Source organism: Marinomonas sp. NPDC078689, from assembly GCF_044542435.1.
In the GTDB taxonomy this organism is placed as follows: domain Bacteria; phylum Pseudomonadota; class Gammaproteobacteria; order Pseudomonadales; family Marinomonadaceae; genus Marinomonas; species Marinomonas arenicola.
Genome location: NZ_JBITUJ010000004.1, coordinates 85,929 through 105,962 on the forward strand (window position 1 = coordinate 85,929; position 20,034 = coordinate 105,962).

Annotated in this window: 18 protein-coding genes; 6 read left to right on the plus strand and 12 right to left on the minus strand. The window is 46.3% G+C overall.

The genetic code is table 11. The annotated features are described in order from the left end of the window. Positions 1–172 precede the first annotated feature (172 nt). From nqrF to ACIGBN_RS08855, 6 genes are read right to left on the minus strand one after another with little or no spacing between them, the layout of a single operon-like run. On the minus strand, positions 173–1,399 hold the full coding sequence (gene nqrF, locus ACIGBN_RS08830; protein ID WP_133001333.1) for an NADH:ubiquinone reductase (Na(+)-transporting) subunit F: 1,227 nt from the start codon (positions 1,397–1,399) through the stop codon (positions 173–175). A gap of 41 nt (positions 1,400–1,440) precedes the next feature. Further along, positions 1,441–2,049, minus strand: a complete 609-nt coding sequence (gene nqrE, locus ACIGBN_RS08835; protein ID WP_133001334.1) for an NADH:ubiquinone reductase (Na(+)-transporting) subunit E — start codon at positions 2,047–2,049, stop codon at positions 1,441–1,443. Further along, positions 2,050–2,712: an NADH:ubiquinone reductase (Na(+)-transporting) subunit D gene (locus ACIGBN_RS08840; RefSeq protein WP_133001335.1), complete on the minus strand. Its 663-nt coding sequence runs from the start codon at positions 2,710–2,712 to the stop codon at positions 2,050–2,052. Next, entirely contained in the window at positions 2,712–3,512 is an 801-nt protein-coding gene (locus ACIGBN_RS08845) for a Na(+)-translocating NADH-quinone reductase subunit C (protein ID WP_133001336.1), read from the minus strand. The genes ACIGBN_RS08840 and ACIGBN_RS08845 overlap by 1 nt, the downstream gene beginning before the upstream one ends. Beyond that, complete coding sequence (locus ACIGBN_RS08850; protein WP_133001337.1) at positions 3,505–4,701, minus strand: NADH:ubiquinone reductase (Na(+)-transporting) subunit B; 1,197 nt, start codon at positions 4,699–4,701, stop codon at positions 3,505–3,507. The genes ACIGBN_RS08845 and ACIGBN_RS08850 overlap by 8 nt, the downstream gene beginning before the upstream one ends. 3 nt (positions 4,702–4,704) lie before the next feature. Next, positions 4,705–6,042: a Na(+)-translocating NADH-quinone reductase subunit A gene (locus tag ACIGBN_RS08855; RefSeq protein ID WP_133001338.1), complete on the minus strand. Its 1,338-nt coding sequence runs from the start codon at positions 6,040–6,042 to the stop codon at positions 4,705–4,707. 451 nt (positions 6,043–6,493) lie between these two features. On the opposite strand from ACIGBN_RS08855, the gene folX reads away from it, so the two are divergent. From folX to ACIGBN_RS08870, 3 genes are read left to right on the plus strand one after another with little or no spacing between them, the layout of a single operon-like run. Continuing rightward, positions 6,494–6,862, plus strand: a complete 369-nt coding sequence (folX, locus tag ACIGBN_RS08860; RefSeq protein WP_396664911.1) for a dihydroneopterin triphosphate 2'-epimerase — start codon at positions 6,494–6,496, stop codon at positions 6,860–6,862. 7 nt (positions 6,863–6,869) lie between these two features. Beyond that, positions 6,870–10,280: a transcription-repair coupling factor gene (gene mfd / locus ACIGBN_RS08865; RefSeq protein WP_396664913.1), complete on the plus strand. Its 3,411-nt coding sequence runs from the start codon at positions 6,870–6,872 to the stop codon at positions 10,278–10,280. Then, the gene (locus ACIGBN_RS08870; protein ID WP_396664915.1) at positions 10,277–11,077 is read left to right on the plus strand and encodes a CsiV family protein; all 801 of its coding nucleotides are present in this window, start codon (positions 10,277–10,279) and stop codon (positions 11,075–11,077) included. Before mfd ends, ACIGBN_RS08870 begins: the two co-directional genes overlap by 4 nt. A 219-nt stretch (positions 11,078–11,296) precedes the next feature. Here ACIGBN_RS08870 and sohB read toward each other — a convergent pair whose 3' ends face one another. Then, complete coding sequence (gene sohB / locus ACIGBN_RS08875) at positions 11,297–12,346, minus strand: protease SohB (RefSeq protein ID WP_396664917.1); 1,050 nt, start codon at positions 12,344–12,346, stop codon at positions 11,297–11,299. Between the two features lie 177 nt (positions 12,347–12,523). Between sohB and nhaB the strand changes: the two genes are divergently transcribed. Next, the gene (gene nhaB, locus ACIGBN_RS08880; protein ID WP_396664919.1) at positions 12,524–14,023 is read left to right on the plus strand and encodes a sodium/proton antiporter NhaB; all 1,500 of its coding nucleotides are present in this window, start codon (positions 12,524–12,526) and stop codon (positions 14,021–14,023) included. Positions 14,024–14,116: 93 nt separating this feature from the next. Here nhaB and dnaQ read toward each other — a convergent pair whose 3' ends face one another. From dnaQ to ACIGBN_RS08895, 3 genes are read right to left on the minus strand one after another with little or no spacing between them, the layout of a single operon-like run. After that, positions 14,117–14,830 (minus strand): DNA polymerase III subunit epsilon, encoded by a 714-nt coding sequence (gene dnaQ / locus ACIGBN_RS08885; RefSeq protein ID WP_133001344.1) that lies wholly within the window; start codon positions 14,828–14,830, stop codon positions 14,117–14,119. Beyond that, positions 14,827–15,270 (minus strand): ribonuclease HI, encoded by a 444-nt coding sequence (gene rnhA / locus ACIGBN_RS08890; RefSeq protein ID WP_133001345.1) that lies wholly within the window; start codon positions 15,268–15,270, stop codon positions 14,827–14,829. Before rnhA ends, dnaQ begins: the two co-directional genes overlap by 4 nt. Continuing rightward, positions 15,267–16,007, minus strand: a complete 741-nt coding sequence (locus tag ACIGBN_RS08895; RefSeq protein ID WP_133001346.1) for a class I SAM-dependent methyltransferase — start codon at positions 16,005–16,007, stop codon at positions 15,267–15,269. Before ACIGBN_RS08895 ends, rnhA begins: the two co-directional genes overlap by 4 nt. 103 nt (positions 16,008–16,110) lie before the next feature. On the opposite strand from ACIGBN_RS08895, the gene gloB reads away from it, so the two are divergent. Continuing rightward, a complete protein-coding gene (gene gloB / locus ACIGBN_RS08900; protein ID WP_396664921.1) occupies positions 16,111–16,884 on the plus strand; it encodes a hydroxyacylglutathione hydrolase in 774 nt (257 codons plus the stop codon). 55 nt (positions 16,885–16,939) lie between these two features. After that, a complete protein-coding gene (locus tag ACIGBN_RS08905) occupies positions 16,940–18,580 on the plus strand; it encodes a LysM peptidoglycan-binding domain-containing protein (protein WP_133001348.1) in 1,641 nt (546 codons plus the stop codon). Positions 18,581–18,659: 79 nt separating this feature from the next. Here ACIGBN_RS08905 and ACIGBN_RS08910 read toward each other — a convergent pair whose 3' ends face one another. Then, complete coding sequence (locus ACIGBN_RS08910) at positions 18,660–18,950, minus strand: pyrimidine/purine nucleoside phosphorylase (RefSeq protein WP_133001349.1); 291 nt, start codon at positions 18,948–18,950, stop codon at positions 18,660–18,662. Positions 18,951–19,035: 85 nt separating this feature from the next. Continuing rightward, positions 19,036–19,938: a transcriptional regulator GcvA gene (gene gcvA, locus ACIGBN_RS08915; protein WP_279433431.1), complete on the minus strand. Its 903-nt coding sequence runs from the start codon at positions 19,936–19,938 to the stop codon at positions 19,036–19,038. Positions 19,939–20,034 lie beyond the last annotated feature (96 nt).

The window sequence follows — 20,034 nt, forward strand, 5'->3', positions numbered from 1 at the left end:
ACAACTAATGGTGCAGGGAGTGAGTCAAGCCGCTCTCAATTCAGAAACAAATAAGAAAACCCAATGAGACAGACAAAACAGAGACACACTTTTATTTTGTTTAGACACTGCACACAAGCAATGCATAAACAAAATAAGACCCGCCTAAACGGCAGGTCTTATCATTTGAACACTAGCCACCAAAGTCATCGAGGAGAATATTTTCTTTCTCAACACCTAGGTCTTCTAGCATTTTAATAACCGACGCATTCATCATTGGAGGCCCACACATGTAGAACTCACAATCTTCTGGCGCTGGGTGATCTTTCAGATAGCTTTCATAAAGAACGTTATGAATGAAGCCAGTCTTACCATCCCAGTTATCTTCTGGTTGCGGATCAGACAAAGCCAAATGCCATTCAAAGTTTTCGTTTTCTTCTTGAAGCTTATCGTACTCTTCAACATAGAATGCTTCACGCACACTACGAGCACCATACCAGAAAGAGATCTTACGAGTAGAATGCAGACGTTTAAGCTGGTCAAAGATGTGTGAACGCATTGGTGCCATACCAGCACCACCGCCCACAAACACCATTTCAGCGTCTGTGTCTTTCGCAAAGAACTCACCAAATGGTCCATACACTTTAATCTTATCACCTGGTTTCAGGCTAAAGACATAAGAAGACATTTGACCTGGTGGCAAGTCGTCTTTTCCTGGTGGTGGCGAAGCAATACGAATATTAAACTTAACCACGCCTCTTTCTTCAGGGTAGTTCGCCATAGAGTAAGCACGGATAACCGTCTCATCTACTTTAGAGACAAACTTCCAAAGATTGAACTTATCCCAATCACCACGATATTCTTCATCGATATCAAAATCTTTGTAATTCACCGTGTGAGCTGGCGCTTCAAGCTGAACATAACCACCAGCGCGGAAATCGACATTCTCGCCTTCTGGTAATTTTAGTGTTAGCTCTTTAATGAAGGTCGCAACGTTAGGGTTAGACTCAACAGTACACTCCCAAGCCTTAACACCAAATACCTCTTCAGGTACTTCGACATCCATATCCTGCTTAACCGCTACCTGACAAGAAAGGCGGTAACCTTCCTTCTCTTCACGACGAGTAAAGTGAGACTGCTCAGTGGACAACATAGAGCCGCCACCGGTTGTCACTTTACACTTACACTGCGCACAGGTACCACCACCGCCACACGCGGACGATAGGAAAATACCATTGCCAGCCAAAGTCTGAAGTAACTTACCGCCCGCCGCGGTTGTTACTTCCCTTTCACCATTGATGCGGATTGTTACGTCACCAGAGCTTACCAATCGAGCACGAGCAGCAAGAATAATTGCCACAAGACCCAATACGATAGCTGTGAACATCACCACACCTAGAATAATTTCTAAGTTGACCATGTTAGTTAAACCTTATTCTTGGTTGTCTATTGTATGCAGGTTTAAAGCTGCACGCCCGAAAATGACATAAAGCCTAAGCTCATCAAGCCAACAGTGATAAAGGTAATACCTAGACCACGAAGACCCGCTGGAACATCTGAGTATTTAAGCTTTTCACGGATACCCGCAAGCGCAGCAATCGCCAACGCCCAACCGATACCAGCACCAACGCCATAGACAACACTTTCACTAAAGTTGTAATCACGCTCAACCATGAACAAAGACGCACCCATGATGGCACAGTTTACTGTGATAAGTGGCAAGAACACACCCAATGCGTTGTATAACGCGGGCATATACTTATCTAGCGCCATTTCCAATATCTGAACCACAGCCGCAATAACACCGATGTAGCTCAGTAGACCCAAGAAGCTTAAGTCAACATTTGGCAGACCGGCCCATTGTAGAGCGCCGTCTTTCAATAAGTTTTGGTACAACAAGTTGTTCAAAGGAACCGTGATGGCAAGCACCACAACAACCGCAATACCTAGACCTAGGGCTGTTTCTACTTTTTTGGACAACGCCAACAAAGTACACATACCTAAGAAGAAGGCCAAAGCCATGTTTTCAACGAAAACCGCTTTAACAAACAGACTAATTAAATGTTCCATTTATAGCGCCTCCTGAGCACGTGAGTTAGCTGCAATCTTGAACTCAGGCTCTTCCACTTGCTCTTTCTTATAAGAGCGCAACGCCCAAATAATCAAACCAATAACGAAGAAAGCACTAGGCGGAAGAAGCATCAAACCGTTTGGCTGGTACCAACCACCGTTTTGCACTGTTTCAAAAACCACATGACCGAACAGCTTACCTGCGCCCAATAGTTCGCGGAAAAACGCGACTACCATCAACATGGCGCTGTAACCAAGACCGTTACCGATACCGTCTAAGAAGCTCATGCCTGGACCATTTTTCATGGCATACGCTTCAGCACGACCCATTACGATACAGTTCGTAATGATCAAACCAACGAAAACGGAAAGCTGCTTACTGATTTCAAAAGCAAACGCTCTTAATACCTGGTCAACCACGATTACCAAAGAAGCAATGATGATCATCTGTACTATGATACGGATGCTGCTTGGAATGTAGTTACGAATGATCGCAATAAAGAAGTTAGAAAATGCGGTAACCAACGTCAGTGCGATGGCCATAACCAAACTAACATTCATGCTACTAGTAACCGCTAGCGCAGAACAAATACCAAGGATTTGTAGCGCAATTGGGTTATTAGCGAGAATCGGTCCAAAAAGAACCTTTTTCACTTCAGACATTATTTCTCTCCTCCACTACGAAGTTTCGCCAAGAAAGGTCCAAAACCATCATCGCCCAACCAGTATTGAACAAGATGTGTTACACCACGACTTGTCAGTGTTGCACCAGACAAACCATCTACTTTATGAGAAGCATCAGGGTCTGACTTACTAACACCGCCTTTCACAAGCGCAATCACAGCTTGACCTTGGTCGTTGTATACTTCTTTGCCTTTCCACAAGGCTTTCCAGTTCGGGTTGTCTACTTCGCCGCCCAATCCAGGTGTCTCACCTTGATCGTAGAAGCCAAAACCAACCACGGTAGAAAAGTCATTCTGTAGCGCCATAAAGCCGTACATTGTTGACCACAAGCCGTAGCCATGTACTGGCAATACAATGCGATCAATCTTGTCACCAGACTTAACAATGTACACAGCGGCGTATTTAGCGCGACGCTTAATGCTTGCTGGGTCTTTGTCTGCTGGCAATGCTATTGATAGCTTAGGATTTTTTGCCGCTGCTTTTTGATCGTAAGTAGCAGGGTTAATGCCCGCTTCTTTGATCTCAGCTGGCGTCGCAAAATCGCCCGTTTTTAAGTTAACAATACGTGTTTCAACGTTTTTGAAAATCTCATCAACTGACTTACCAGGCTCTAACATGCCAGCGGCCGCTAGGATGTTTTGCTTACGGTCTAAGTCTTTATTTGCTTTCTGAATAGGCTTAAGCCCCACTGCTGCCGCGGCAACAAAGACAGAACAAACCAAACATAGAGCCAACGCGACTAAGAGAGTCTTTTTGATGCTTTCGTTACCGCTAGCCATTGCGTGCAATCCTCCGTTTGATGTTTGCTTGAACAATAAAGTGATCAATAAATGGTGCAAACAGATTCGCAAACAGGATTGCCAACATCATACCTTCAGGGTACGCAGGGTTAACAACACGAACTAGCACAACCATGACACCAATTAATGCACCGTAGAACCATTTACCGCGTTCTGTCATCGAAGCAGACACAGGGTCTGTCGCCATGAACATCATACCGAATGCGAAACCACCTAATACCATGTGCCAGTACCAAGGTGTTGCAAACATTGGGTTTGTGTCAGAACCGATAAGGTTAAACATAACAGAAGTAGCAATCAGGCCAATCATCACACCGGCCACGATACGCCATGCTGCGATTCTCATCACCAACAAGATAGCGCCACCGATAAAGATAGCCAAGGTAGACGTTTCACCCATCGAACCTTGCATGAAGCCAAAGAAGGCATCTGACCAAGTTGTCGTTAGGTTCGCCACGCCATCTGCCGCAAGCTGACTTAATGCCGTCGCGCCAGAAAAGCCATCTACTGCTGTCCAGACTGAATCACCAGACATAGAGGCAGGGTAAGCGAAGAACAAGAAGGCACGACCTGCTAACGCAGGATTCAGGAAGTTTTTCCCGGTACCACCAAACACTTCTTTACCTAGCACAACACCAAAAGAGATACCTAAAGCGACCTGCCATAAAGGCACTGTCGGCGGTAACGTCAAGGCAAACAGGATAGAAGTAACAAAGAAGCCTTCGTTCACTTCGTGCTTACGCACGGCTGCAAACAACACTTCCCAGAAACCACCTACAACAAAGGTAACAAGATACACTGGCAAGAAATACATAGCGCCATAAATCATGTTATCCCAAATGCTGGCTGGATTATAAGCAGTCAAACCACCAATAATCGCTTGACGCCAATCGTCTCCAGCACCCACATTCATGGCTTGCAACGCGGTGTTTGCTTGGAAGCCAATGTTGTACATGCCAAAGAACATTGCAGGGAAGGTACACATCCAGACCAAGATCATGATGCGTTTCATATCCACAGCATCACGAACGTGTGAGCCATTGCGTGTTACCGAGCTAGGACGGTAAAAAATCGTATCAACCGCTTCGTAAAGCGCATACCATTTTTCGTATTTTCCGCCGGTATGGAACGATGGTTCCATTTTGTCGAGTACTTTTCTAAGCCCCATGAATTAACCCTCTTTCTCTATTAGAGTTAGGCAATCCCGAAGGATCGGGCCATATTCGAATTTACCAGAGCAGCTATAAGTACAAAGAGCCAAATCTTCTTCGTCTAACTCTAGCGCACCCAATTTCTGTGCTTGCTCAGTATCATTCACCACCAATGCACGCAACAACTGCGTTGGCAAAATATCCATTGGCATTAAGCGTTCAAAGTGACCCAGTGGCAACATAGTACGGTCACTACCATTGGTCGTAGACGTCATATCAAACGACGACTTGCCTGTCAGCTTAGATAAGAACACATTCAATACAGAATGTTTCTCAGTACCCGCGCGCAGGTAATGCATCATTTCGCGCTCACGCCCTTCTCGAATAACAGTCACTTGGTTGTGGTAACGACCAAGGAAGGCAAACGGACCGAATGTGTTACGGCCAGACAATACTGAACCAGAAATAACGCGATTATCGCCATCTGCCAATTCATTCGCGAGCAATGCATCCAAATTCGCACCGATTTGAGTACGAACAAGACGCGGTTTTTTCACCTGTGGTCCAGCAATGGAAATAACGCGTTCCACACTCAACTCACCAGTCACAAAAAGCTTGCCGATAGCAACAACATCTTGGTAATTAATAGACCAAACTGTTTTCTTATCACTAACAGGATCAAGGAAATGGATATGAGTTCCTGCTAACCCAGCTGGGTGCACACCGGCAAACTCTTCAACCACAACGTCTGTCGTCGTTGGAATTTTGGCACCAGGCGCTTTACACAAAAACACTTTACCAGCCGTTAAACGACTTAGCACAGTAAGACCGTCTGCAAACGCTTCCGTTTGGTCCGCTAAAACAACTTCAGGGGAGGCAGCAAGAGGATTGGTATCGATCGCCGTAACAAAAATAGAACTTGGTAATGACGCAATCTCAGGAACTTTTGAATAAGGTCGAGTACGGAACGCCGTCCACAAACCTGAATCAACAAGGTTCTCAACCACTTTATCGCGATCTAGACCTTTAAGTTCGGAACCCGCGTAAGTCGCAAATTTTTCAGACTCATCGCCCTCAAGCTTGATAACAACCGACTGTAATACACGTCGTTCGCCACGATTGATCGCAGCAATAGTACCCGCAGCAGGAGCAGTATATTTCACACCTTCGGTTTTCTTATCCGTAAAGATGACTTGCCCTTTTTTGACCTTATCTCCTTCCGCAACCAACATGGTAGGTTTCATACCATGGTAATCGGGACCGATTACCGCAACAGTTTTCGCTGCCGCCGCATCTTCAATCACTTGACTGGGAGCTCCGCTAATAGGGAGTTCAAGGCCTTTTGTAATTTTATACATATGTTCTGCCCAACAGTAAATTGAACACAAAAGCACTGTACGTTTTGCTCATAACCCCCTCCGGGAAAACATTCATGAACTTATAACAACAGCTTAGGTTGTTATAAAACGTAAATTCACTTCACCAAAAAACCGCTGTATTATAGTGATCATTAGCTGGCTTGACTACTATTCAACAGAGCCTTTAGCTTCTAACCTTTGCTCATTGAGGTACTTTTTTACACATTCGCCCTAGCATGCGGACAAAAAACAAACATTGCCTGTTGTTTTTTTCTTACAATATCCTTTTTTCATACAGGGTAATCACTTCAATAAAAGCGCAAATACCCCATAGCGTCAGAGAATTGCCAAATCCACGTAACAGATACTCTCCCCCCTAGTTGCCATCCCAACACTAAACCGACACAATATTCTGACTTAATTAAACGCAGTCATTCTTAGGATACGCACCATGCCTCAGCTCAATGCGCAGATTCATATAGAAAACCTTCGCTTAAGAACCTACATCGGCTTTAATGAAACTGAGAAACAGAACAAACAAGATGTGGTGATTAATGCTTGGGTCGACTATTGCGCGGGCGAAGCAAGCCAAAGCGACGACATAGACAAAGCGGTTAACTATCGTACCCTTTGCAAAAAGATCATTCACCATGTTGAGAACAATCGCTTTTTACTATTGGAAAAACTGACTTCAGAGGTGCTGTCACTTTGCGCCAACGCAAACAACGTAACCGCCGCGAAAGTCACCATCAGCAAGCCCCATGCGCTGCGTTTTGCCGACTCAGTCTCACTTACTTTATCGACCCAAAGGGACGCTTAAAAACATCATGTTAGATGCCTTATCTCTTACCCTTAAATCTGGCTACAAAAACCTTATTGAAGGACTCGACGGCAGCCGAAAAGCGCTGCAACTGCTGTCCATTGCAAAACAATATAAGCGCCCTACTGTGTGCATCACCAACACCATCGCCGAGCTAAACGAGCTCGAAGACGAACTGTCTTTTTTAAGCAGCGGCCAACAAACCGTGTTGCGCTTTAGCGATTGGGAAACCCTACCCTACGATGCCTTTTCACCGCATCAAGACATTATTTCCCAGCGTCTAGAAACCTTGGCAAAGTTATCCGAAAGCGATGCGCCTATTGTCTTAACCACGGCCGCGTCTTGTTTAACGCGACTGTGCCCGAAACAACACCTCGATGCGCAACATTTTCATGCTAAAGAAGGCCAGCTATTAGCCCTTGAAAAACTGGCCAAAAGACTCACTGATGCCGGCTACTTAAATGTCGACAACGTTCATGAACATGGCGAGTTTTCCATTCGCGGCGCGTTAATGGATGTGTTCCCTATGGGAGCCCACAACCCAATTCGCATCGACTGGTTCGACAACGAGATTGATTCCATTCGTTTCTTCGACACCGAAACCCAACGCAGCACCGACAAGGTCACTGAAATCAAAATGCTGCCTGCTAAGGAATTCCCCACCAGCACGCAAGGCATTCAGCAATTTCGCCAGAACTTTCGCGAACGATTTGACACAGACCCACTGTCTAGCCCGCTTTATCAAGACATCTCAAGCGGCATCATTCCCTCTGGCATCGAATATTATTTGCCGCTTTTCTTTACCGAGACCAGCACCTTCTTCGATTACCTAGATCCGCAAACCCTGATCGTTCGCATGGACACCTTTAATGAGCAAATTGCCAGCGTACAACTGGATTACCGGAGCCGGCACGAATCCCTCAACTACGACATTGAACGCCCCATTTTAAAACCCGAGGAAATTTGCTTACGTGAAGACGAGCTGTTCTCACACCTTAACCAATACGCCAGTGTTATTTTCTCCGAGCAAGGGGACAACACCAATTACCGTGCATTGGACAATGTAAAAATAGAATCGAAATCGCCCACGCCACTGGGCAACCTTAGCCATTTCCTCGACCGTTCATCCGCTCGTGTACTGATTGTCGCTGAGTCCGCAGGTCGTCGCGAAGCACTGCTTGAATTACTCAAAAAGCACAAAATTCAGCCCGATTATTGCGAGAACTGGTCACACTTTTTAGCCACTGAAAAATCCCTCTGCATTACCGAAGGCAATATTGGTCGTGGCTTTCAAATCAAAAACGACATCGCACTAATCGCCGAAAGCGAAATTCTAGGGGAGCGAGTCTCACAAAAACGTCGCCGCAAACACGGTGACGTCAACGAAGACGCCATCATTCGCAACCTCACAGAGTTACGAATGAACGCCCCTGTTGTGCACATTGATCATGGGGTGGGACGCTATTTAGGGTTAACCAATCTACAAATAGACGGCCAAGAAACCGAACTCCTCACTTTAGGCTATGCAAACGAAGCCAAATTGTACGTTCCGGTATCCTCACTGCAGCTGATTTCGCGCTACACAGGCGCCGATGAAGACACCGCACCGCTGCACAAACTGGGCAGCGATAAATGGAACACTGCCAAACAAAAAGCCGCTGAAAAAGCCCGTGACACGGCCGCTGAATTATTGGAAATTTACGCCAAGCGCGAAGCCCGTGTGGGTCACGCCTTCAATAAACCTGACGATCAATACGAGCTGTTTTCCGCCGGCTTCCCGTTTGAAGAAACCCCTGACCAACAGCTGGCCATCGACGCGGTCATTCAAGACATGTCCTCGCAAAAGCCAATGGACCGATTGGTCTGTGGTGATGTGGGCTTTGGTAAAACCGAAGTCGCCATGCGCGCCGCGTTTTTGGCCGTTGAAGGGGGCAAGCAAGTCGCGGTACTGGTTCCCACCACCCTACTGGCTCAGCAACATTATGAAAACTTCTGTGACCGCTTTGCGGACTGGCCTGTCGAAATAGAGCTACTGTCTAGATTCCGCTCAGGAAAACAATCCAATGAAGCCATTGCACGACTTGAAAACGGCAAGGCTGACATTGTCATAGGCACCCATAAACTCATCCAAGGCGACATTAACTTTGCCAATTTAGGCTTGGTTATTATTGATGAAGAGCACCGCTTTGGCGTCAAACAGAAAGACCAATTTAAAGCACTGCGTGCCGAGGTGGATATATTAACCCTCACCGCGACCCCGATTCCTCGCACATTGAACATGTCTCTATCAGGGATTCGCGATTTGTCCATCATTGCCACGCCGCCTGCTAAGCGATTGTCGGTAAAAACCTTTATTAAACAAAAAGACGATTACCAAATCAAAGAAGCCATCTTGCGAGAGCTGCATCGTGGCGGGCAAATTTATTATCTTCATAATGACGTACAGAGCATCGAAAAAGCCGCCGCGGACCTGGCCGAACTGATTCCTGAAGCGCGCGTTATTGTGGGTCACGGGCAAATGCGCGAGCGCGAACTAGAACAAGTCATGTCAGACTTCTACCACAAACGCGCCAATGTCTTGGTGTGTTCTACCATCATTGAAACCGGCATCGACATCCCTAACGCCAACACCATTATTATTGAACGGGCTGACAAATTTGGTCTAGCTCAGCTCCACCAATTACGCGGACGCGTCGGTCGCTCACACCACCAAGCGTACGCCTACCTATTAACACCACAAGATAGAAAACTCACCAAGGACGCAGAAAAACGCCTTGAAGCCATCACCCTTGCCGACACATTAGGCGCAGGCTTTACCCTCGCCACCCATGACTTAGAGATACGCGGCACCGGCGAGCTATTGGGCGATGGCCAAAGTGGTCACATTGAACACATCGGCTTTTCATTGTTTATGGAGATGTTAGATCGGGCGGTGAAATCCCTGAAAAATGGCGAATCGCCCAATGTTGATATCACCTCACCTACTATGACAGACATCAATTTGCGCATCCCAGCCTTGATACCAGAAGACTACCTAGGCGATGTTCATTCACGACTGATTCTCTACAAACGCATCGCCAGCGCCACCAGCGAAGAACACCTAAAAGACCTACAAGTGGAGATGATTGACCGCTTTGGGCTGCTGCCTGAACCAACGAAAAACCTCTTTCGACAAACAGACATCAAGCTAAAAGCTGAAAAACTGGGCATCACTAAAATTGAAGCCAACCAAAAAGAAGGTAAAATATTCTTTAGTAGCACCACACCAGTTGACCCGATGAAATTGATTCGTTTGATACAAACCAAGCCAGATCAATATAAACTGGTAGGATCAGATACGTTAAAATACATCGCTAGCATGACAAACGCGGAAGAGCGCTTTCAACAAACCTACAAAACATTGGAACAATTACATTGAAAACTTATTACTTACTGCTGTTGACCCTCGCCGCTTTTAGCAGCCAGCTGTTCGCCGCCAACGAAACAGAGTACAACCCAAGTACCGCACGCGCCTATGAGGCCTATTTGTTGACGTTCGTCTGGCCAGACAAGGATTCCAGCGAGCAAGTTGATTATAAAAGCCTCGTGTCTGCGGCCAATCTGCCGAGATACCCGTCCCCTAGCGCAGACTCCAGCCGCTCCTCGGCGGCCAACATCGCGCAATTGTCAGTGCCGTTTGATCGCTTTAAAAACAAAATAGCGCCCCACGCTGAGGTGCTGGTCAATAAGAAGTGGACGCTCATTTTCAAAACGACTGGCGCTACCTTGCATGAAACCTTTCACAGCGACGTCATGAAAAACGGCTACCCTGAGCTAACCGGTAAGATTGCGATCAAACTCGGCCGTTACTTAGAATCTGACATCCAATACAAACATTACCGCTTTGACCCTCGACCTGCGCCACCGGTCAGCGAACAAGAAAGCCAAGCGGACAGCCAAGGCGCTCTGCCCGCCCAAACTCTGCCTGCAACGCTTGAGCCAACATGGGTGCTCAACTTAGAACAGAGCAACAAAACCGCCAGCAAAAAACTTAATTACCTTGATCACCCGATCATAGGCACCTTGATTTATTTTAAGCCCATCAGCCTAGATGACGCCATTCAACAAGTGTCTCTGGAGAAACTCACACCAACCGCAGAAGAAGCCCAACTGTCTTCTAGCAGTGCCGTTCAATTGGCACCCACCTACGACGTAAAACAAACGGGCAATCAATAACAAAGCCTTTAGGGAAGGGGCGAATACGCCGTCTAAGCCTCAAGCAAGAGGACTTGTTCGTACCTTCCTAAACACCTCCACATTAGCAACGCACTACGCATTAGCAACGCACAACCAATGCATGGTGATTGATCCCAGAACAATAAAAAACTCGAGCCATGTCACCATGGGTCGAGTTTTTTTGCATTAGGAGTACGAACCCAATAACACACTAGCTGGCTAGTAACCGCGAGATTGAATCACCTTACTAATCCAAGACACCGCTTTTTGTTCAAAAGCAGAAAACACAGACAAGCCAAAACGTTCTGCCATGCCTTTAGGCTGCTTAAAGGCCACCTGCACAACATCCGCATTTTCGTAGTGAGAAACCAAGTAAGAGTCACTGGTCATTACCGCATCCACCAGCTTATTTTCTAACGCTTCTGAACCGTACCAAGTATCCCCAGTGGCGATAGCGTCAATGTCTAAAATTGGGCGCTGGCTTGATACAAACTGCTTAAACAACACATGCGTGTCTTCCAAATCTTGTTTGAATTTTTCACGGCCTTCATCTGTATTTTTACCCAACATGGTTAAGGTGCGCTTATAACGCCCTGCGGTGTGAAGCTCAACGTCAATCAAGCCTTTGTCTAATAGTCGGTGTACGTTAGGCACTTGAGCCACCACACCAATAGAGCCAAGAATCGCAAACGGGGCGGCAATGATTTTGTCTGCCACACACGCCATCATGTAACCACCACTGGCCGCCACCTTATCAACACACACAGTCAATGGAATATTGGCTTCTTTCACGCGCTGTAATTGCGACGCCGCCAAACCATAACCATGCACCACACCGCCACCGCTCTCTAAACGCACAACCACTTCATCTTCAGGGCGTGCCACACTCAATACGGCGGTAATTTCTTCACGGATAGTGGTCACAGCAGACGCTTTTATATCACCATCAAAGTCCAACACATACAGGCGCTTTTTACCTGTCTCTTGTTGCTCGTCTTTTTTCTGTCCGCCTTTCTTCTGAGCTTTTTTCTCCAACTTAAGCTGCTTTTTGGCGGCTTTGGCTTGCTCTTTTAGGGCCTTTTTATCCAGCAATTGATTATTCAATTCCGCCTTCATGCTGTCATAGCCTTCATTCAGCTTGGTCACTGATAGACTGCCAGAGCGAGATTTACTTTTGCCGCTCGCAATCATCGCTAAAAGCACACCAATCACAATGGCCACACTGACCAACTTCAACATGAAGCCTGCATAATCTGTCAAAAATTCCAAGTCTCTCTTCCTTTGTAGTGATAAGTTATTGATGATATTGGGGCAATTAAAAGAAATAGCAATCTCTATTAAGAGATTAAGAATATAGATACGCGCAGAATTATCCCTTATGATCCTTACAATAAACTCACAGTGTGGATAAAATGCGCAAGCAATCCACTCATAAAGGAGCAATAAATGAAGGCCACCCTGTCACACGCGCTTAGCGACAACTTCCTTGGAGGATCGCCTCTTTGGTACAAACAAGCCGTGATCGCATTTTTAATCCTCAACCCCATTCTACTATTAACTGTTGGCCCCTTCATTACTGGCTGGATTCTTATTATTGAGTTTATTTTTACCCTTGCTATGGCGCTAAAATGCTACCCGCTTCAACCTGGCGGTTTGATTGCGATAGAGGCGGTTTTATTAGGGTTAACCAACCCTAATGGTGTGTACAAAGAAGTCATACACAACATAGACGTCATTCTATTGTTGATGTTTATGGTGGCCGGCATCTACTTCATGAAAGACATGCTGCTGTTTATTTTTAATAAGCTATTGGTAAAAATCCGCTCCAAAATCATTATCTCATTGGTTTTCAGCTTGGCCGCCGCAGTACTCTCAGCCTTCTTAGACGCCCTTACCGTCACCGCGGTTCTGATCAGCGTCAGCGTAGGCTTTTACTCTGTGTACCATAAAGTGGCGTCTGACCAAGCCAGCGGCAAATACGACAACAGCAGTGACGACCATATTTTACCCGTCAACTATCAAGACCTTGCGCAGTTTCGCGCATTTCTAAGAAGCCTGTTAATGCATGGCGCCGTGGGCACCGCGCTCGGCGGCGTCGCCACCCTAGTGGGCGAACCACAAAACCTACTAATCGCCAAGGTAGCAGGTTGGGATTTCGGTGAATTCTTTATGCGTGTGGCGCCGATTTCCATGCCAGTACTGGTATGTGGCTTATTGACCGTCATTGTATTAGAAAAAATGTCATGGTTTGGCTATGGTGCGACTTTGCCTGAGAACGTTCGTAACATCTTAAAGAACTTCGAAGAAGAGGATTCTAAAAAGAGCACCAACAAGCACAAGTCACAACTCATAGTACAAGGCATAGTCGCCTTGCTATTGGTGCTGTCATTGGCGTTTCACGTGGCGGAAGTCGGCCTGGTCGGCTTAATGGTGATAGTGCTATTAACGGCGTTTAACGGCATCACAGAAGAGCACAGAATTGGCCACGCCTTTGAAGAAGCCATGCCGTTTACCGCGTTGCTTGTGGTGTTCTTCACTGTCGTCTCTGTGATCCATACTCAGCATTTATTCCAGCCGATTATCGATCTGGTATTGAACATGCCTGAGCACTCTCAACCCATCATGTTCTTCATTGCCAACGGCGTATTGTCCGCCATCAGTGACAATGTGTTTGTGGCAACCGTCTATATTGGCGAGGTCAAAGCCGCCCTAGACGCAGGTCACATTACTCGAGAGCATTTCAACACCTTGGCGGTTGCCATTAACACCGGCACCAACTTACCGAGTGTGGCAACCCCTAACGGCCAAGCGGCGTTCTTGTTTCTGTTAACGTCTGCGATTGCCCCGTTACTGCGCTTATCCTACGGAAAAATGGCTTGGATGGCGTTGCCATACACCATAGTATTGAGCCTTGTTGGCGGGATTTGCGTGCTTAACTTCTTGTAAGAAGCGCTTATTCAGACACAAAAAATGCCCTTATCAAACGATAAGGGCATTTTTTGTTGAAGCAGTTTGCTGTATTAAATAATAAACACGCAATCAGTGCTTAATACGCCACAAAGACTGGCCGGATTTTTTATCGATCAAATCCAAACGTTCCTCGTGCATTTTCAGCTCTTCATCGCTGGCTCTTAATACCTTCAACATAGGGCGATCCGCGCTCAAGCGGTGAATTTCACCTGGGTTATCATCGTCACCCGAATCTTGATCTGAGCCACTACTAAGGCCAAGGCTTGTTTGCCCGCCGGTCATCAACAAATACACATCACCCAAGATCTCAGAGTCCAATAGGGCTCCGTGCAATTCTCGGTGCGAGTTATCTATCCCGTAACGTTTACATAAAGCATCTAGATTGTTCTTCTGGCCTGGGTGCTTTTTCCGAGCAAACACCAAGCTATCAAAGACCTTACACACGTCAGCAATTTTAGGATAACCGCCAATGCGCGCAAACTCATGATCAATAAAGCCAATATCAAAGGGCGCATTGTGAATGATTAATTCTGCGCCTTTAATAAAATCAAAGAAGTCCTTGGCGATTTCATGGAATCTTGGCTTGTCCGCCAGATATTCATTACTAATACCATGAACTCGAAACGCCTCTTCTTCTACTTCACGATCAGGGTTCACGTAGACATGAAAATGACGCTTAGTAAATTTTCGCCCCACCATTTCCACGCAGCCAATTTCAATGATGCGGTGACCTTGTTTGGGGTCAATACCGGTTGTTTCGGTATCTAGAATAACTTGTCTCACTGTGCGGCCCTCAGCTCATCAATACCTTGATTGGCCAGCTGGTCAGCGATTTCATTGCCTTCAATACCAGCATGCCCTTTTACCCATTTCCACGTTACGTCGTGAAATTGGCATTGTTCATCCAATGCTTGCCATAGGTCTTTGTTTTTAACTGGCTGCTTCGACGCCGTTTTCCAACCTTTGCGCTTCCAGCCTGCCAACCATTCAGTGATGCCTTTTTGCACATAAGAAGAGTCGGTATAAAGGGTGACCGTGCATTTTTCTTTTAAGGCTCTTAAGCCTTCGATGGCACCCATCAATTCCATGCGATTATTTGTGGTGTCATGCTCGCCACCACATAAACGTTTTTCATGTTCCCCAAAGGTCAACCAAGCACCCCATCCGCCAATGCCTGGGTTGCCCTTACAGGCACCGTCTGTGTATATAATTACGTCTTTCAATCTTTCATCTCTTTAGCCGCTGGCTTAGTAAAAGGAGGCACTCGCACGCGAGCGCTTTTCCAACGAGGTTTAAGGGGAATGTAACGGCGCGTTTGCTTGGTGGCCGTCATAATATAAATGCCGCCAAATGGTAATTTAAACGGGCTAAGCAAGCGCTCAATCCAATGACAGCGCTGCCGCCATGCGGCCTTTTGAAGCGGAGGCTCATAGTGCAAAAAACGCTTTTTCTCTAGCGTTAAACCGGCCACTTTCAACCAATCTTCTAAACGTCTGTGACCAATAAATCGACCACACCAAGGCGCTTTCATTCGCTTCGAGAACAAGCGCCGAATCCCCCACAAACTCCAAGGGTTAAAGCCAATCACGATCAGCTTACCACTGGGCAATAAGGTTCGAGCGGCTTCGCGCAAATCATCGTGAGGGGTTAACGATAAGTCCAACGTGTGATGCAACACATGCACATCCACACCATCGGACTCAAGTGGCAACTCATTGGCTTTTGCCACCACAACGTTTTTAGGCGCGCCCAACTCAAGCTCCGGCACAATTAAGATACTTTCTCGCAAGCGATGTTGGTCAAGCGAAATGGCATTAAGCGGCGATTGCACAACCAGATAATAGCCCACTGCGTGGTCTATCTCGCGCTCAATCTCTGAACACTCTAAGTCACTCAGGCTTTGTCCAAGCTCTGTTTTATACCATGTCTGGAACAATTGTCTTGATTGATCATTCAACATACAATGATTCTCTACTTAAAATGACGTAAGCGCGTCATTCTTATTATTCATGCTTCACTGGACGCCACAGACCAATGAAACAAAGCAAAAGATAGGCTGTACTATGACTTTTATTCCACTTCACGCTTTCAGCGACAATTATATCTGGATAATCCAAGAGAAAGATAGCGCACACATCTGGGCAGTCGACCCAGGTGACGCAGAAGTGGTGAGTCAATATTGCCACCAACAGCAGCTCACCTTGTCAGGTATTTTAATTACCCATCACCACAAAGACCATACCGGCGGCGTGCAATCGCTAAAAGACCAATTTCAGTGCCCCGTTTATGGCCCTGCTCACCTTTCTCCCATGGTGACTCATCCGTTGCAAGAAGGGGATACGGTCAAGGTGTTTTCACGCTCTTTTCGCGTACTAGAAACCCCCGGGCACACCTTGGATCATCTTTGCTATTTCAGCGACCAAGCCACCCCCGTTTTATTCTCTGGCGACACACTCTTCCGTGGCGGCTGTGGACGGATTATGGAAGGCACAGCAGAACAAATGTTGGCAGCAATGAACACGCTGTCTGCCTTACCAAACAACACCCTAGTGTATTGCACCCATGAATACACCTTGGCAAATTACCGTTTTGCTTTGCACCTAGATCACCATAACAACGACCTAATAGAGACTCAGCAAGAGTGCCAACAATGCCGTGATCGCAATACAGTGACCTTGCCCAGCTCCATACAGATAGAAAAACAAACCAATCCCTTTTTAAGAACCCATGTCCCTGCAATTGTTGCGCAAGCAGCCAAGCAATTAGGGGAAGAAATGGCCAGCAATGAAATCGCGGCCTTTAGCCAAGTAAGACGAGCAAAAGACACTTTTAGTTGACCTATACGGTCACACCTTTAGAATGTCCCGACTTTAAATTTATATTGTGAGCTCCATGACCAAGCATTTTCTTTGGGTTTTGTTTATAAGCCTAGTACTCAGCGGCTGCCAAACAGCATCCAATGTCCAGAACGAAAACAGCCAAGCAGATCTAGAAACGGATTCTGATGCGGTCGAAGCCGATGTGCAACAAACCGGCTTTATTGATACCGTTCCTCCTGTTTCGCCAGATGATGGAGACGCAACAGCAGAAGACAACGCAACCGACAATGCCGTTTCGAGCGCGCCACAACCACCGAAAGACTTGTGGGTGAGAATGCGTCAAGGTTTCAAACTTAACCTTGATATTAACAAACCTCGCTTATCTTCCCAGCTGCGTTGGTATAGCTCACATTTAAACTACCTTGACCGCGTTTCTGTCCGTGGCCAGCGCTATCTTTACTACATTGTTAGCGAATTAGAAAAAGCCGGCATTCCTTCTGAAATAGCGCTACTCCCGATTGTAGAAAGCGGCTTTGATCCATTCGGCTACAGCCATGGCCGTGCTTCCGGCCCTTGGCAGTTCATCCCATCCACTGGCCAAATGTATGGCTTAGAACAAAACTGGTGGTACGACGGTCGCCGCGACATTGTTGGCTCAACCCAAGCGGCTATCGCTTACCTCACTCGTCTACATAAGATGTTTGATGGCAACTGGCTGCAAGCATTGGCCGCTTACAACTCAGGCGAAGGCACAGTATTAAGAGCCATTAGAAAAAACAAACGCGCCGGCAAACCGACAGATTTCTGGTCACTTGACCTGCCCAATGAAACTCGCGCCTATGTGCCGAAATTGATTGCGCTGGCAAAAATCATCAAAGACCCGCAAAAGTACCATTACAAAACGCACTTTATTGCCAACAAACCGTATTTTGAAAGCGTCAACATTGGTGGCCAGCTCGACCTTGCCCAAGCCGCTGACATGGCAGACATCAGCATCGATGAAGTCTACTTGCTAAACCCGGGCTTCAACCAATGGGCAACCGCGCCTGACGGCCCACATCGTTTATTGATCCCCGTTAAAAAAGCCGGTTTGTTTCGCAAAAAACTCGCCGAGATCCCAGCTAACGAACGCGTTACCTGGGTACGTTATTCAGTCAAAGCGGGCGACAATCTATTGTTAGTAGCCAAACATCACAACACCACAGTGAGTGTGTTAGAAGAAGTGAATAAAATGTCTTCTACCATGATTCGCGTTGGTCAAGAGCTGATGATTCCGGTCGCTGGCAACAAAATTGAAAGCTACACATTAAGCTCTCACCAGCGCTTATTAGCCAAACAATCACGCGCACCGGGTCGCAATCGAATCAAGATCAACTACACAGTCAAAGCCGGTGACAGCCTTTGGTTGATTGCCAACAAATACGACACCAGCACAAAAACACTCGCGCGCTGGAACAACATGGGACTTGCAGATCCTCTTCACCTAGGTAAAAAACTGGTGATCTGGCTAGAACCCAAAGAAAATAACAGCAACCGCAGCGTGATGAAAAAAGTGGTCTACACCATTCGCTCAGGGGATTCACTTGCCATGGTAGCGAATAAATTTCGCGTCTCATTGAATGATATCCGCAAATGGAACCCGATTGTTGGCGGACAAAAATACGTTCAGCCTGGCGACAAAGTCACCTTATTGGTCAACGTTGTTGGCGGCTAACAAGCTTAGCGTTAATAAGACATAAAAAAAGGCTTCCAATTGGAAGCCTTTTTTTATCGGTATTCGTGAGCTGATCTACTTATTCGTAGCGACAAAGATACGCGGTCGTCTCTTCCACTTTTACAGAAAAAGATAAGTTCGCCTCAACAATAAAAGTCTCGCCTTTTGAAAAAGTTTTCCAAGTCGCTTCGCCTGGCAATTTCACGGTTAAACGACCAGAAACAACGGTCATGTATTCACGCTGGCTGGTACCAAATTCGTAGTCACCAACAGACATCACACCAACGGTAGAAACCCCTTCTTGGTTTTCTAGAGCGATGGACTTAACACTATCATTAAAATAACTATTAACTTTTAATTCGGTACTCATAAATATACGCAAGCCTTTCATATTAAAAACGAATTTTGGGTCAAAGCCAGTTTCCTTTCAGCTTTGTCGTTGCCCAATGACTATACTAATCCCCAACCATTTCTTCAATAATCCACTCTTTAAAAGCCGACATTGCTGGTGTCACTGTACTGCGTTTTTCATACACCAAGTAAAAAGAACGAGTACTCACCAAATGCTGATCAAACAAGACCTTCAAGGTCCCTGCTTCTATTTCTGGTCTGACCAAATCCACATTAGAAAGCGAAATACCCAAGCCTTGAGCCGCGGCTCCCGCTGTTAACGAGCCACTTGAAAACATCAGGCCTCGACGAAATACTTTCGGGTCTAAGCCATTTTGCTGCAACCAATCATGCCATTCATCCTTACGCTTGGTGACGTGCAACAAGGGATAAAAGCGCATATCTGACGGCTCATTAAGAGGCTGATCTGGTCGAATTAACTTAGGGTTGCACACAGGGAACAACTTAGCGGGGGATAAATAGTAGGCTTCCACATCCGCCCAGTCGCCATTACCAAAATACACCGCCATATCAATGTCGCCAGCCGAGAAATCGATTAAGCCGGTCGATGAGCTAATCTCTATCTGGATATCAGGGTAGCGCTCTTGAAAACGTTCCATTCGTGGCATAAGCCAGCGAGTAAGGAACGCCGGCGCAACCGCCAACTTAAGCGAGCCTATTTTCTGTTTGCTTTTCAGCTCAGCGGTCGCAAATTCCAACTGCTCAAAAATATGTTTAATGGGTTTTAAATAGGATTCTCCAGCTTCGGTTAGAATCACTTTGCGCTTCGTTCTTCGAAACAGCTCGATCCCAAGAAAGCCTTCTAAGCCCTTAATTTGGTGGCTAATCGCTGAAGGTGTCACAGACAACTCTTGAGCGGCTTTGTTAAAGCTGCCATGACGGGCAGCAGACTCAAAGCACTTCAATGAGTTTAATGGCGGTAAACGATTAATAGGCCCATCTCCAATAAAAGAGGAAAACTAATCAATAGCGTGATTTAGGCTCAACTGTCAAACAATAAAACGCTAAATCACGCACAATGTTATAAAACCATTAGATCGCTC

What these genes read in the sequence shown, in the direction of transcription:
- nqrF (WP_133001333.1), bottom strand. Translation starts at nt 1,399, where the DNA reads ATGGTCAACTTAGAAATTATTCTAGGTGTGGTGATGTTCACAGCTATC.
- nqrE (WP_133001334.1), bottom strand. Translation starts at nt 2,049, where the DNA reads ATGGAACATTTAATTAGTCTGTTTGTTAAAGCGGTTTTCGTTGAAAAC.
- ACIGBN_RS08840 (WP_133001335.1), bottom strand. Translation starts at nt 2,712, where the DNA reads ATGTCTGAAGTGAAAAAGGTTCTTTTTGGACCGATTCTCGCTAATAAC.
- ACIGBN_RS08845 (WP_133001336.1), bottom strand. Translation starts at nt 3,512, where the DNA reads ATGGCTAGCGGTAACGAAAGCATCAAAAAGACTCTCTTAGTCGCGTTG.
- ACIGBN_RS08850 (WP_133001337.1), bottom strand. Translation starts at nt 4,701, where the DNA reads ATGGGGCTTAGAAAAGTACTCGACAAAATGGAACCATCGTTCCATACC.
- ACIGBN_RS08855 (WP_133001338.1), bottom strand. Translation starts at nt 6,042, where the DNA reads ATGTATAAAATTACAAAAGGCCTTGAACTCCCTATTAGCGGAGCTCCC.
- folX (WP_396664911.1), top strand. Translation starts at nt 6,494, where the DNA reads ATGCCTCAGCTCAATGCGCAGATTCATATAGAAAACCTTCGCTTAAGA.
- mfd (WP_396664913.1), top strand. Translation starts at nt 6,870, where the DNA reads ATGTTAGATGCCTTATCTCTTACCCTTAAATCTGGCTACAAAAACCTT.
- nhaB (WP_396664919.1), top strand. Translation starts at nt 12,524, where the DNA reads ATGAAGGCCACCCTGTCACACGCGCTTAGCGACAACTTCCTTGGAGGA.
- ACIGBN_RS08895 (WP_133001346.1), bottom strand. Translation starts at nt 16,007, where the DNA reads ATGTTGAATGATCAATCAAGACAATTGTTCCAGACATGGTATAAAACA.
- gloB (WP_396664921.1), top strand. Translation starts at nt 16,111, where the DNA reads ATGACTTTTATTCCACTTCACGCTTTCAGCGACAATTATATCTGGATA.
- ACIGBN_RS08905 (WP_133001348.1), top strand. Translation starts at nt 16,940, where the DNA reads ATGACCAAGCATTTTCTTTGGGTTTTGTTTATAAGCCTAGTACTCAGC.
- ACIGBN_RS08910 (WP_133001349.1), bottom strand. Translation starts at nt 18,950, where the DNA reads ATGAGTACCGAATTAAAAGTTAATAGTTATTTTAATGATAGTGTTAAG.